The organism is Streptomyces sp. NPDC090445 (assembly GCF_044769385.1).
GTDB lineage: Bacteria > Actinomycetota > Actinomycetes > Streptomycetales > Streptomycetaceae > Streptomyces.
The window spans coordinates 98973-112501 of record NZ_JBIVXV010000025.1; the positions used below are offsets into that span (position 1 = coordinate 98973).

The window sequence follows — 13529 nt, forward strand, 5'->3', positions numbered from 1 at the left end:
GCCCGGCGCGCCCAGCGACCACGCCTGCCCACATTTCTGGAGGTACCCCCCATGTCCCGTCGCGACGGCGACGCCCTTCCCCTGACGGCGGCCCAGCACGAGATCTGGCTCGCCGAGCAGAGCTCCCGCACGGCGATCCCGGGCTATCGCGTCGGCGAGTGCCTGGAGATCCACGGGCCGGTGGAGCCGGAGCTGTTCGAGACCGCGCTGCGCCGGGTGGTCGACGAGGTCGACGCCCTGCACGTGACCTTCGTCGACGACGGCGAGGGCCCGCGCCAGATCCTCCGCGAGACCTGGGACTGGGCACCGGCGCACCTGGACGTCAGCGGGGAGCCCGCACCCCGCGCAGCGGCCATGGAGTGGATGGAGCGGGACCTGATGCGCCCGCTGGACCTCGCATGCGATCCGCTGTTCGGCCACGCGCTGATCCGGCTGTCGCCCACCGGGTTCCTCTGGTACCTGAACTACCACCACGTGGTGCTGGACGCGATCAGCAGCGCCCTGATCCGGCAGCGGGTCGCCGACGTGTACTCGGCACTGACCGAGGGCGGGCCGGTGGCGCCGTCCCCGTTCGGCACGCTGCAGGACCTGGTCGACAGTGACGCCGCCTACCGCGCGTCGGCCGACTTCACCGCCGACCGCGCCTACTGGACGGAGCGTTTCGCGGACCTGCCGGCGCCGACGAGGCTCGCCGACACGGCCCCGACCGACCCGCACCGCGCGCTCCGCCTGGCCGAGGAGCGGGAACTGCGGCGCCCGGACGCGCTGCGGGCGGCCGCGCGGAAGACCGGTGTCCGGTGGTCCCGCCTGGTGATCGCGGCGGCGGCGCTCTACGCGCACCGGCTGACCGGCACCCGGGACGTGGTGCTCGCCCTCCCCGTCACGGCCCGTCGGTCCGCGGACCGGGATCTGATGTCCGTACCGGGCACGATGTCCAACGTGGTGCCGCTGCGGCTGACCGTGCGGCCGGACATGCGGTGGCGCGAACTCGTCGCCCAGGTGGCGCGGGAGGTCGAGTCGGCCGTCGCGCACGAGCGGTACCGCAGCGAGGACCTGCTGCGGGACCTCGGCGCGCCCGGCAGCATCGGGACGGCGTTCCCGCTGATCGTCAACATCATGGCCTTCAACTCCAGGCCGAGCTTCGCCGGGCATCCCGCCTCCGTGCACCACTTCGTGTCGGGGTCGACCACCGACCTCGCCGTCTGGGTGTTCGACTACCGCGACGGCAACCCCCCGCTCCTCAGGCTCCACGGCGCGCCGGAGGCGTACGGCGACCACGACCTCGCCGCCCACCGGCAGCGGCTGCTCGCCCTGCTCGACGCCGTCGCGGACTGCGACCCGGACGAGGCGGTGGGCCGGATCGAACTGCTCACGGCCGAGGAGCACCACGAGCTGGGGGCCCTCGGCACCGGGCCGGCGGCGGCACCGGCCGCGAGCCTGCCGGAGCTGTTCCGGGAGCACGTGCGGGCGACTCCGGACCTCGTCGCGCTGGTGTGCGGGGACGTCTCGCTGACGTACGCCGAGCTGGACGCGCGTGCGAACCGGCTGGCACACACTCTGATCGCCCGGGGCGCGGGGCCGGAGCGGCGGGTGGCGGTGGCCCTGCCGCGCTCGGCCGAGCTGGTGGTGGCGATCCTCGCGGTGCTGAAGACCGGCGCGGCGTACGTCCCGGTCGACCCCGAGTACCCGGCCGCCCGGATCGCGTACCTGCTCGACGACGCCCGACCGACCCTGCTGGTGACCGACACCGGATCCGCGGAGCGGCTGCCCGAGCCCGGCCCGGTCGACCGGCTGGTGCTCGACGAGCCGGAGACGGCCGCACGCGTGGCGGGTCACCCGGCGGTGGATCCGATGGCGGCCGTCGCGCCGGACCACCCGGCGTACGTCATCTACACCTCCGGCTCCACCGGCAAGCCCAAGGGCGTGGTGCCGACGTACGGCGGCCTGCTCAACCTGCTCACCGACCTCCGACAGGGGCACTTGCCGCCGGTGCTCGGCGAGCGGCAGCGGCTGCGGGTGGCGCTGACCACGTCGGTGTCGTTCGACGCGTCGTGGAACCAGCTGCTCGCCCTGTTCGCCGGCCACGAACTGCACGTCCTGGACCACGCGACCTGGACCGACCCGGACGCCTTCGTCGGCTACGCCGCGCGCCGCGGGCTGGACTTCGTCGAAGCCACCCCGTCCTACCTGCAGGTCCTCGTCGCCCACGGGCTGTTGGACGATCCGCAGCGGCGCCCGGCGATGGTCGCAGCGGGTGGCGAGGCCGTCCCGGAGCAGCTGTGGGCGGACCTGCGGGCGGCCGACGGGGTGTCCTGCGTCAACTTCTACGGGCCGTCCGAGTGCACCGTCAACTCGGTGGCCGCGCCCATGGGGTCGAGTTCCCGCCCGGTCATCGGCCGGCCCGTCACCAACGCGCGGCTGTACGTGCTCGACGGTGCCCTGCGGCCGCTGCCGGCCGGCGCGCCGGGTGAGCTGTACATCGCCGGTGCGGGCCTGGCGCGCGGCTACCTGAACCGGCCGGGCCTGACCGCCGCACGGTTCGTGGCGGACCCGTTCCGCGGAGGGAGGATGTACCGCACCGGCGACCTGGTGCGGTGGAGCGCCGACGGCCACCTGGCGTTCCTCGGGCGTACGGACGACCAGATCAAGATCCGCGGCTTCCGGGTGGAGCTCGGCGAGATCGAGACCGTCCTCGCCGAGCACCCGCAGGTCGCCCGGGCCGCCGTCGCGGTGCGCACCGAGGAGGAGCCCCGGCTGGTGGCCTACGCGGTCTGCGAGCCCGGCGCCACGGTGACCGCCGCCACCCTGCGCGAACACCTGCGGGAGCGGCTGCCCGAGCACATGGTGCCGTCGGCGTACGTGGTGCTGGACGCGCTGCCGCTGACCCCGAACGGCAAGCTCGACCGGCGGGCCCTCCCCGCGCCCGACCGGCAGCCCGCCGACCCGGGCCGCGCCCCGCGCACCGCGACGGAGCAGCTGCTCGCCGGGCTGTTCGCCGAGGTGCTCGGCGTGCCCGAAGTCGGCGCCGACGACGGCTTCTTCGACCTCGGCGGGCACTCGCTGCTGGGCACCCGGCTGGTCGCCCGGGCGCGGTCGGTGCTGGGTGTGGAGCTGCGGCTGCGCGACCTGTTCGACGCGCCGACGGTGGCGGAACTGGCCGCGGCGGTGGACGTGGCGGGCCGGGCCCGGCCCGCGCTCGCGGCGCGTGAGCGGCCCGGGACGGTCCCGCTGTCCTTCGCGCAGCGCCGCCTGTGGTTCCTGCACCGCATGGACGGCCCGAGCGCCACGTACAACATCCCGCTGGCGCTGCGGCTGGCCGGAGACCTGGACCAGCGGGCCCTGGAGGCCGCCCTGGCGGACGTGGTCGAGCGGCACGAGAGCCTGCGCACCGTCTTCCCGGTGGCCGACGGCGTGCCCTGCCAGCAGGTGCTGGACCCCGACGCGGCACGGCCGCGGCTGCGGGTGACCGAGGCCGGCGAGCGCGACCTGCCGGACCGGCTGGCGGAGGCGGCCCGGCACGGCTTCGAGCTCTCCGAGGAGCCGCCGCTGCACGCCGAGCTGTTCCGGCTGGGGGCCGACGAGCACGTACTGCTGCTGGTGGTGCACCACATCGCCGGTGACGGCTGGTCGATGGGGCCCCTCTCGCGGGACCTGACGACCGCCTACGCGGCCCGCGCCGGGGGAGCGAAGCCGGAGTGGTCGCCGCTGCCGGTCCAGTACGCCGACTACGCCCTCTGGCAGCGGGAGCTGCTCGGTGACGGCGCTGACCCGGACAGCCTGCTGAACGGCCAACTCGCCTACTGGAGGCAGCAGCTGGCAGAACTCCCCGAGCAGGTGGAGCTGCCCTTCGACCGGCCCCGCCCGGCAGTGATGTCCTACCGGGGCGCGCACCTGCCGGTGCGGATCGACGCCGAGCTGCACCAGGGCCTGCGCGACGTCGCGCGCGGCGGTGGCGCCAGCCTCTTCATGGTGCTCCAGGCCGGCCTGGCCGCCCTGCTGGGCAAGCTCGGCGCCGGCACCGACGTACCGATCGGCACGCCGGTCGCCGGCCGCACCGACGAGGCCCTGGACGACCTGGTCGGCTTCTTCGTCAACACCCTGGTGCTGCGCACCGACCTGTCCGGCGACCCGTCGTTCACCGAACTGCTGGGCCGGGTGCGCTCCGACGCCCTGGCCGCGTACGCGCACCAGGAGGTGCCGTTCGAGCACCTCGTGGAGGCGCTGAACCCGACCCGGACGCTGGCGCACCACCCCCTGTTCCAGACCATGCTCGCCCTGCAGAACGCGCCGCTCGGCGCATTCGACCTGCCGGGGCTGCGGGTGGCGACCGACCTGGTCCACACGGGGACGGCCAAGTGCGACCTGACCTTCATCCTGGCCGAACAGTCGGGAACGGAGGGGCTGTCGGGCGTGGTCGAGTACAGCACCGACCTGTTCGACGAGGCCACCGTGGCGGGGATCGTCGACCGGTGGCTGCGGCTGCTGCGCGCCGTGGCCGCCGACCCCGGCCGGAGGATCGGCCGGGTGGACGTGCTCTCCGCCGACGAGCTCCGCGCGCTGCTGCCGGCCGGAGCCGACAGCACGGGGCAGCTGGCGGAGAGCAGCATCACCGGGCTCTTCGGGCAGCAGGTGCTGGCCCACCCGGCCGCGGTCGCGCTCACGGACGGCGAAGTCACCCTGACCTACCGGGAGTTGAACATCCGCGCGAACCGGCTCGCGCATGCCCTGATCGCCCGCGGTGTGGGGCCGGAGCAGCTGGTGGCGCTGGCCCTGCCGCGCTCGGCGGAGCTGGTCGTGGCGGTCCTGGCCGTGCTCAAGTCCGGCGCCGCGTACGTACCGGTGGACCCGCAGTACCCGGCCGCCCGGATCGCCTACCTGCTCCAGGACACCCGGCCGTCGCTGCTCGTGACGACGGGCGGGACCGGCGACCTGCCGGGATCGGACGGGGTGGACCGGCTGCTGCTGGACGCCTGCGACCTGGACGGACAGCCGGACACGGACCCGGAGGTCGCCGTCGACCCGGGCCACCCCGCCTACGTGATCCACACCTCCGGGTCCACCGGCAACCCCAAGGGCGTGGTGGTCCCGCACCGGAACGTGGTGCGGTTGTTCGCCACCACCGAGGAGCTGTTCGGCTTCTCCGCCGAGGACGTCTGGACGCTCTTCCACTCCTACGCCTTCGACTTCTCGGTGTGGGAGCTGTGGGGCGCGCTGCTGCACGGCGGCCGGCTCGTGGTCGTGGACCACGAGACCAGCCGCTCGCCCGGCCGTTTCCTGGAGCTCCTCGCCCGCGAGCGGGTGACCGTCCTCAACCAGACGCCGTCCGCCTTCTACCAGCTGATGCAGTCGGACCGGGAGGCGCCGGAGACCGGCCGTGGACTCGCCCTGCGCACCGTGGTGTTCGGAGGCGAGGCGCTGGAGCACGCCCGGCTGGAGAGCTGGTACGAGCGCCACCCGGACGACGCACCGCGGCTGGTCAACATGTACGGCATCACCGAGACCACCGTGCACGTGACCCACGCCGCACTCGGCCGGTCCGGCACCGCCCCCGGACACATCGGTGCGGCCATCCCCGACCTGCGCACGTACGTACTGGACACCCACCTGCGGCCGGTGCCCCCGGGCGTGCCCGGCGAGCTGTACGTCGCGGGCGCCGGACTCGCCCGCGGCTACCTGAACCGGCCGGGCCTGACCGCCGGGCGCTTCGTCGCCGACCCGTTCGGCCCGGCCGGTGCGCGCATGTACCGCAGCGGCGACGTCGTGCGGCGGGGCGCGGACGGCAGCCTGCGGTTCGTGGGCCGGGCCGACGACCAGGTGAAGGTGCGGGGCTTCCGGATCGAACCCGGGGAGGTCGAGGCGGCACTCGCCGCGCACCCCGGCGTCACCCACGTCGCCGTGCTGGCGCGGCAGGACCGGGCCGACGACACCCGGCTGGTCGCCTACCTGGTGCCCGCCCCGGACGCCGCCCCGGGCCCGGCCGAACTGCGCGAGCACCTGCGGGAGCGGCTGCCGGAGTACATGGTGCCGGCGGCGTTCGTCACCCTGGAGAGCCTGCCGCTGACCGCCAACGGCAAGCTGGACCGCCGTGCGCTGCCCGCACCCGACCTCGCTCCCGCGCACACCGGTCGCGCGCCGCGCACGCCGCAGGAGCAGGTCCTGTGCGAGCTGTTCGCCGAGGTCCTCGGGGTGGCCGAGGCCGGTGCCGAGGACAGCTTCTTCGACCTGGGCGGGCACTCGCTGCTGGCGACCCGCCTGGCCGCCCGGGTCCGCGCGACCCTCGGGGTGGAGCTGGAGCTGCGCACCCTGTTCGAGACCCCGACCCCGGCCGGCGTGGCCGCCGCCCTCGCGGGTGCCCGCCAGGCGCAGCCGGCCCTGGTGCCCCACCCGCGGCCCGAGCGGATCCCGCTGTCGTTCGCGCAGCGGCGGCTCTGGTTCCTGCACCAGCTGGAGGGGGACGGCGCGAACTACCACATCTCCCTGGCGTGGCGGCTGTCCGGGAACCTGGACCGGCATGCCCTGGAGGCCGCCCTGGCGGACGTGGTCGAGCGGCACGAGAGCCTGCGCACTGTCTTCCCGGCGGTGGACGGCGTCCCGCACCAGCAGGTGCTGGACGTCGTGGCGGCCCGCCCGCGGCTGCTCGTGAGCCGGACCACCGAGGCCGGGCTGCCGGGGGTGATGGCGGCGGCGAAGGCCCGGCCGTTCGACCTGGCGGCCGATGTGCCGCTGCGGGTCGAGCTGTTCGAGTCGGCGCCGGACGAGCACGTGCTCCAGGTGGTGCTCCACCACATTGCCGGTGACGGCTGGTCGCTGGGCCCGCTCGCGCAGGGCCTGACCGCCGCCTACGCTGCGCGCTGCCGTGGCGAGGAGCCGCAGTGGGCGGAGCTGCCGGTCCAGTACGCCGACTACACCCTGTGGCAGCACGAGCTGCTCGGCGACTCCACCGACCGGGGCAGCCTGTTCGCCGGCCAGGCGGCCTACTGGACACGGCAGTTGGCCGATCTGCCGGAGCGGATCCAGCTGCCCGCCGACCGGCCCCGCCCGGCGGTCGCCTCGCACCGGGGCGGTTTCGTGCACGCCGGGCTGGACGCGGACCTGCACCGCGGTCTGCGCGACCTCGCCCGCGCGCACGGGACCAGTCTGTTCATGGTGCTCCAGGCCGGACTGGCGGCGCTGCTGAGCAAGCTCGGTGCGGGCGACGACATCCCGGTCGGCAGCCCGGTCGCCGGCCGGACCGACCAGGCGCTGGACGAGCTGGTCGGCTACTTCGTCAACACCCTGGTGTTCCGTACGGACACCTCGGGCGATCCGACGTTCGCCGAGCTGCTGGGCCGGGTGCGGGACACCGCGCTGGCCGGGTACGCCCACCAGGACCTGCCGTTCGAGTACCTCGTCGAGGCCCTCAATCCGGTGCGGTCGCTGGCGCACCACCCGCTGTTCCAGATCATGCTGGTGCTGCAGAACACGCCCCGGGCCGACTTCGCCCCGCCCGGGCTGCGCGTCACCGACATGCCGCTGACGACGACCACCGCCAAGCTCGACCTGATCTTCACGATGTCCGAGCGGCACGCGGAGGACGGCTCCCCGGAAGGGATCGACGGCTTCGTCGAGTACGCCGACGACATGTACGACCCGGCCACCGTCGAGACGGTGCTCGGGCGGTGGGAGCGGCTGCTCCGCGCTGCGGTCGCCGACCCCCGGCGGCGGCTCAGCCGGTTCGGTCTGCTCACCGCCGAGGAGTACGGCGAGCTGACGGCGCTGGGCACCGGGCCGGCGACGGAGCTCCCGGCCGCGAGCGTGCCGGAGTTGTTCCGGGAGCAGGTGCGGGCGACTCCGGACCTCGTCGCGCTGGTGTGCGGGGATGTCTCGCTGACGTACGCGGAGCTGGACGCGCGGGCGAACCGGCTGGCGCACGCCCTGATCGAGCGGGGTGCGGGGCCGGAGCGGCTGGTGGCGGTGGCCCTGCCGCGCTCGGCCGAGCTGGTGGTGGCGATCCTCGCGGTGCTGAAGACCGGCGCGGCGTACCTGCCGGTCGACCCCGAGTACCCGGCCGCCCGGATCGGGTACCTCCTCGACGATGCCCGGCCGGTCCTGGTGCTGACCGACTCCCGGACCCGGGGCCGGCTGCCGGAGGGCGGTTCCGCCGGGTGGCTGGTGGTCGACGACCCGGAGGCGGTCGCGCTGCCGGCGGGTCGCCCGGCGACGGACCCCGCGGTGGCCATCGACCCGAGGCACCCGGCCTACGTCATCTACACCTCCGGTTCCACCGGCAAGCCCAAGGGCGTGGTGTCGACGCACGGCGGCCTGCTCAACCTCTTCGTCAGCCAGCGTCCGCTGCTGTTCGCCCGGCGGACGAAGGAGCGGCTGCGGGTGGGGCTGACCACGTCGGTGTCGTTCGACGCCTCCTGCGACCAGATGTCAAGCCTGTACGCGGGCCACGAGCTGCACGTCCTGGACGAGGCGACCTGGTCCGACCCGGACGCCTTCGTCGACTACGTCACGCGCGCCGGGCTGGACTATGTCAACGCCACCCCGTCCTACCTGCAAGTACTCGTCGCGCGGGGGCTTCTGGACGACCCGGGGCGTCGTCCGGCGGTGGTCTCGATGGGCGGCGAGGCCGTTCCGGACCGGCTGTGGGAGCGGCTGCGGGCCGTCGAGGGCGTGTCCTGCCTGAACTACTACGGGCCGTCCGAGTGCACGGTGGACGCGGTCGTCGCGCCGCTGGAATCGAGCCCGCGCCCGGTGATCGGCCGGCCGCTCGGGGGCATCCGGCTGTACGTCCTCGACGATGCGCTCCAGCCGGTGCCCGCGGGTGTGCACGGTGAGCTGTACCTCGCCGGAGCGGGCCTGGCGCGCGGCTACCTGAACCGGCCGGGGCTGACCGCGGGACGGTTCGTCGCGGACCCGTTCGGGCCGGCCGGCACGAGGATGTACCGCACCGGCGACCTGGTGCGGTGGGGCCCGGACGGGAACCTGGAGTTCCTCGGCCGCACCGACGACCAGGTCAAGGTCCGCGGATTCCGGATCGAACTCGGCGAGATCGAAGCGGCACTGGCGGAACACCCGCAGGTCGCGCAGGCCGCCGTGACCGTCCGGCAGGACCGGGCGGAGGACACCCGCCTGGTCGCCTACCTGGTGCCCGCCACCGGTGCGGAGCTCCGGCCGGAGGACCTCCGGGCGCACCTGCGCGATCGGCTGCCGGACTACATGGTGCCCGCCGCGTTCGTCTCCCTCGACGCCCTGCCGCTCAACGCCAACGGCAAGCTGGACCGGCGCGCCCTGCCCGAGCCCGAGTCCACCGCGACGCGGGCCGGCCGGGCACCGCACACGCCCCGGGAACACGTGCTGGCCGGGCTGTTCGCCGAGGTACTGGGCCTGCCCCGGGTCGGGGTCGACGACGACTTCTTCGACCTGGGCGGGCACTCCCTGCTGGCCACCCGGTTGGTGGCCCGGGTCCGCTCCACCCTGGGCGTGGAGCTCTCGCTGCACACCCTGTTCCGGGCCCCGACGGTGGCCGGGCTGGCCGCCGGACTGGACGGCGCCGACCGGGCCCGGCCTGCCCTCGCCCGGGCGGAGCGGCCCGAGCGGCTGCCGCTGTCGGACGCGCAGCGGAGGCTGTGGTTCCTGCGCCAGTTGGAGGGCGCCGCCTCGGTCTACAACATGCCGCTCGCCTGGCGGCTCTCGGGACCGCTGGACCGGGCGGCCCTGGAGGAGGCGCTCGGCGACCTCGTCGACCGGCACGAAACCCTGCGCACGGTGTTCCCGGCGGCGGACGGCGTGCCGTACCAGCAGGTGCTGGCCGCCGGACAGGTGCGCCCGAGGCTGTCGGTCACCCCGGCCGACGAGACGGCCCTGCCGGAACTGCTGGCCGGGGCCGCGGCGCGCGGCTTCGACCTCGCGGCCGAACCGCCGCTGCGCGCCGAGGTGTTCGAGATCTCCGCGGACGAACACGTACTGCTGGTGATCATGCACCACATCGCCGGTGACGGCTGGTCGCTGGGCCCGCTGGCCGCCGACCTGGCCACCGCGTACGCGGCGCGCCGCCGCCGCGAGGAGCCGCGGTGGGCGCCCCTGCCGGTGCAGTACGCCGACTACACCTTGTGGCACGACCGGCTCCTCGGGGACCGTGACGACCCCGCGAGCCTGTTCGCCCGGCAGACGGCCTACTGGACGGAGCGGCTGGCAGGCCTGCCCGAGCAGATCCGGCTGCCCGCCGACCGGCCCCGCCCGGCGACCACCTCCTACCGGGGCGGGCACCTGGCGGTCGACCTGGACGCGGACCTGCACGGCGCCCTGGTGCGCCTGGGCCGGGAGCACGGCGCCAGCGTCTACATGGTCCTCCAGGCTGCGCTGGCGGCCCTGCTGGACAAGCTCGGCGCGGGCGACGACATCCCGGTCGGCAGCCTCATCGCCGGCCGGACCGACGAGGCGCTGGACGAGCTCGTCGGGTTCTTCGTCAACACCCTGGTGCTGCGCACCGACACGAGCGGTGATCCGAGCTTCGCGGAGCTGCTGACCCGGGTCCGGGAGGGGGCGCTGGCTGCGTACGCGCACCAGGACCTGCCGTTCGAGCACGTCGTCGAGGCCCTGAACCCGGCCCGGTCGCTTGCCCGCCAGCCGCTGTTCCAGGTGCTGCTCGCGTTGCAGAACGTGCCCCGCACCGAGTTCGCGCTGAGCGGGCTGAGCGCCGAGATCCTCCTGGTCCGGACGCCCACGGCGATGTTCGACCTCGGCTTCCACCTGCTGGAGCGCGGCGGGACGGGCGGTTCGGCCGAGGGCATCGTCGGGCGGGTCGAGTACAGCACCGACCTGTTCGACCACGCCACGGTGGAGGCGCTGGTCGCCCGGTGGCTGCGGCTGCTGGCGGCGGTGGTCGCCGCGCCGGACCGGCCGCTGAGCCGGATCGACGTCCTCACCGCCGAGGAGCGGCACGAGCTGCTGGTCGCGCGCAACGCCACCGCCTTCCCGGCGCCCGCCACCGACCTGCCCGCACTGTTCGCGGCGCAGGTCCGGGAAACCCCGGAGGCTCCGGCGGTGGTGTTCGAGGACACCGCCCTGACGTACCGCGAGCTGAACCGCAGGGCCAACCGCCTGGCGCACGCGCTGATCGCGCGCGGCGTCGGACCGGAGCAGGTCGTCGCCCTGCGGCTGCCGCGCTCCGCCGAACTGGTGGTCGCCGTCCTCGCGGTGCTCAAGACGGGCGCCGCCTATCTGCCGGTCGACCCGGACTACCCGGCCGCCCGCATCGCGTACATGCTGGAGGACGCGCGACCGGCCGTGGTGCTCGACGACCTCGCGGCCGTCACACCGGCCGGGGAGCAGCCGGAGCACGATCCGGCCGTCGCCGTGGACGGGCGGCACCCGGCCTACCTCATCTACACCTCGGGCTCCACCGGCCGGCCCAAGGCCGTGGTGATGCCCGCCGCCGGGCTGCTGAACCTGCTGGCCTGGCACCACCGGGCCGTCGGCGGCGAACCCGGCACGCGCACCGCCCAGTTCACCGCGATCAGCTTCGACGTCTCGGTGCAGGAGGTGCTGTCCGCGCTGCTGTACGGCAAGACCCTCGTCGTGCCGACCGAGGAACAGCGCCGCAGCGCCGAACTGTTCGCGCACTGGCTGGACCGGCACGAGGTGGGGGAGCTGTTCGCGCCCAACCTGGTGATCGAGGCGCTGGCCGAGGCCGCCGAGGAGGCCGGGCTGGAGCTGCCGAACCTGCGACTGGTCGCCCAGGCCGGCGAGGCGATGCGCCTAGGCGGTGCCCTGCGCCGCCTCCAGGCCTGCCGGCCGGGCCGGGTGCTGCACAACCACTACGGGCCCGCCGAGACCCACGTGATCACCGCCTACCCGCTGTCGGCCGACCCCGCCGACTGCCCGCTGCCGGTGCCGATCGGCCGCCCGATCGACAACTGCCGGGCGTACGTACTGGATTCGGCGCTGCGCCCGGTCGCCCCCGGAGTGCTCGGCGAGCTGTACCTGGCCGGGACGGGACTCGCCCGCGGGTACCTGAACCGGCCCGGGCTCACCGCCGGGCGGTTCGTGGCCAACCCGTACGGTCCGGCCGGCGCCCGGATGTACCGCACCGGTGACCTGGTCCGCTGGCGCGCCGGGGGAGAGCTGGAGTTCGCGGGCCGGGTGGACCACCAGGTGAAGGTCCGCGGCTTCCGGATCGAGCCGGGCGAGATCGAGGCCGAGCTGACCGCGCACCCGGGCGTCGCCCAGGTCGCGGTGCTCGCCCGGGAGGACCGGCCGGGCGAGACCCGGATCGTCGCGTACGTCGTGCCCTCGGCGTCGGAGCCGGCCACCGTGGCGGCACTGGCGGCGTACCTGCGCGAGCGGTTGCCGGACTACCTGGTGCCGTCGGCGTTCGTGGCGTTGGACGCGCTGCCGCTGACGCCCAACGGGAAGCTGGACCGGGCGGCGCTGCCCGCACCCGAGGCCGGCCCCGCCGGCCCCGCGGGGGGCGGCCGGGCGCCGCGCACCCCGCAGGAGCAGATTCTGTGCGGGCTGTTCGCCGAGGTGCTGGGCCTGCCGCGGGTCGGTGTCGACGACGACTTCTTCGACCTGGGCGGGCACTCCCTGCTCGCCACCCGGCTGGTGTCGCGGGTCCGGGCGACCCTCGGGGTCGAGCTGGAGCTGCGCGCCCTGTTCCGCACGCCGACGCCCGCCGGGCTGGCGGCCGGGCTGCAGGACGCCGCCACCGCACGGCAGGCCCTGGCGCCCCGGCCCCGCCGCGAGCCCATGCCGCTGTCGTTCGCCCAGCGCCGCCTCTGGTTCCTCCAGCAGTTCGGGGCACCGAGCGCCACCTACCACCTGCCGCTGGCCCTGCGGCTGTCCGGCGACCTCGACCGGGGCGCGCTGGCTGCCGCGCTCGCGGACGTGGTGGCCCGGCACGAGACCCTGCGCACGGTCTTCCCGCACACCGACGGAATCCCGCACCAGCGGGTGCTCGACGCCGCCGAGGCGGCCGTTCCGCTGGTCGTGCGCGCGGCCGGCGAGGCGGAGGTGCCCGTCCTGCTGCGCGAGGCGGCCGTGCGCGGCTTCGACCTGACCTCGGACGTGCCGCTGCGGGCGGAGCTGTTCGCGGTCGCGCCGGACGAGCACGTGCTGCTGCTGGTGATGCACCACATCGCCGGTGACGGCTGGTCCATGGGCCCGCTGGCCCGGGACCTCGCCACCGCCTACGCCGCCCGGCGCGGCGGCGGGGCGCCCGCATGGCCGCCGCTGCCCGTGACGTACGGCGACTACACCCTCTGGCAGCACGAGATCCTCGGCGACGAGCACGACACGGACAGCGTCTTCGCCCGTCAGGTCGCCTACTGGAGCGAGGCCTTGGCGGGGCTGCCCGAGCAGGTGCAGCTGCCCGCCGACCGGCCGCGCCCGGCCGCCGTGTCGTACGGCGGCGACCTGCTGGAACTCCGGATCGACGCCGAACTGCACGCCGCTCTGGTGGAGTTGGCCCGGGGGTCGGGTGCGAGTCTGTTCATGGTGCTGCAGGCGGCGTTGGCGGCGCTGTACACGCGGTTGGGCGCGGG

General features: G+C 74.8%; 1 protein-coding gene. It reads left to right on the plus strand.

Features of this window, described 5'->3' with window-relative positions; translation table 11 throughout:
- Window positions 1-51: 51 nt before the first annotated feature.
- On the plus strand, window positions 52-13529 hold a 13478-nt coding region (locus ACIQUT_RS32065; protein ID WP_403568096.1), incomplete at its 3' end, for an amino acid adenylation domain-containing protein.